Here is a 1,537-nt window from a genome sequence, read left to right as displayed (position 1 = left end):
GGGCCGCGAAGGTCTGGCCCGTCCCCGGCTCCCCGGTGCCGGTGACGGGCCAGACCTTCGCGGCCCTCCTGGTCGGCACCGCGCTCGGCGCCGGCCGCGGCCTCGCCTCCCTCGCCCTGTACGCCCTGCTCGGCCTGGCCGGCCTCCCGTGGTTCGCCGGGGGAGGCTCCGGCGTCACCGTGTCCTTCGGCTACATCCTCGGCATGCTGCTCGCGGCGACCGTGGTGGGCGCCCTCGCCCGCCGTGGCGCCGACCGCTCGGTGCTCCGCATGGCGGGCACGATGCTGCTGGGCGAGGCGATCATCTACGCGATCGGCGTCCCGTACCTGGCCCTGGCCGCGGACCTGACGACCGCCCAGGCCGTGGCGGCGGGCCTCACCCCGTTCCTCATCGGCGACGCAGTGAAGGCCGCCCTGGCGATGGGCCTGCTCCCGGCCGCCTGGAAGTTCGTCAAGCGCGAGGGCTGACCGCACGCGGAGGTTCCCGCGCAAGAGGCTCGCCGGGCGAGGTCGACGCACCGCCTGGAAGTTCGTCAAGCGCGAGGGCTGACCGCACGCGGAGGTTCCCGCGCAAGAGGCTCGCCGGGCGAGGTCGACGCAACGCTCGACCGGCAGGTCGCCGTCAAGGAGATGCGCATAGACGGCATGGACCAGGAGGACGCCAGGACCCGCCGCGAACGGACCCTGCGCGAGGCCAGGGCCACCGCCCGGATCGACCACCCGAACGTGGTGCGCGTGTACGACGTGGTGGACGAGGGCGAGCGCCTGTGGATCGTGATGGAGTTGGTCGACGGCCGCTCCCTGGAACGGGTGGTGGCGGAGGACGGGCCGTTAGATCCGCGCGACACGGCCCGGATCGGGCTCGAACTGGTGGCGGCGCTCGGCCAGGTGCACGCGGGAGGAGTGCTGCACCGGGACATCAAGCCGGGCAACGTCCTGGTCGAGCGGCGGGCCGGCCGGGTCGTGCTCACCGACTTCGGCATCGCCGCCATCCAGGACGCCGAGGCCCTGACGATGGTCGGCATGCTGGTCGGCTCGCCCGACTACATGGCGCCGGAGCGGATCTCCGGCCGTCCGCAGGGCCCGCCGTCCGACCTCTGGTCGCTGGGCGCCACCCTCTGCGCAGCGCTCGGCGGGCGCTCGCCCTTCTCCCGCGCGACGACCCTCGCGACCCTGCACGCCGTGCTGTACGAGGAGCCCGAGATCCCCGCCGCCGCGGGGGAACTGACGGACGCGCTCACGGCCCTGCTCCGCAAGGAACCGGCGGAACGCCCCGCCCTGGAGGAACTGGCCAGGCTCTTCGCCCCGACGGCGGACGGCGACACGGGAACGACGACACCGAGGACCGTCCGGGAGACACCCCGCACCCCCACACTCGTCCCTACGCCGACCTCGGACCCGGGACCGGAGCCGCCCCCGACCCCGGAACCAACTCCTACCTCGGCCCCGGAGCCGACTCCKCCGCCGGTCCGGGAGCCCACCTCAACCCCGACCCCGTCCTCGGAGTCGACCTCGACCCCGGAGCCGGACCCAGGCCC

General features: G+C 74.4%; 2 protein-coding genes. Both read left to right on the top strand.

Annotation, left to right across the window (positions count from 1 at the left end; translation table 11 throughout):
* Positions 1 to 467 (top strand): biotin transporter BioY (locus FGF04_RS37470; RefSeq protein WP_149515864.1); only part of this gene is annotated, 467 nt, incomplete at its 5' end.
* 162 nt (positions 468 to 629) lie between these two features.
* The coding region (locus tag FGF04_RS37465) for a serine/threonine-protein kinase (RefSeq protein ID WP_235882700.1) at positions 630 to 1,537 on the top strand (908 nt) is incomplete at its 3' end.

Origin of the sequence: Streptomyces apricus, from assembly GCF_008369065.1 — a bacterium.
Classification (GTDB): domain Bacteria; phylum Actinomycetota; class Actinomycetes; order Streptomycetales; family Streptomycetaceae; genus Streptomyces; species Streptomyces apricus.
This window is presented reverse-complemented; position numbering and strand designations above follow the sequence as displayed.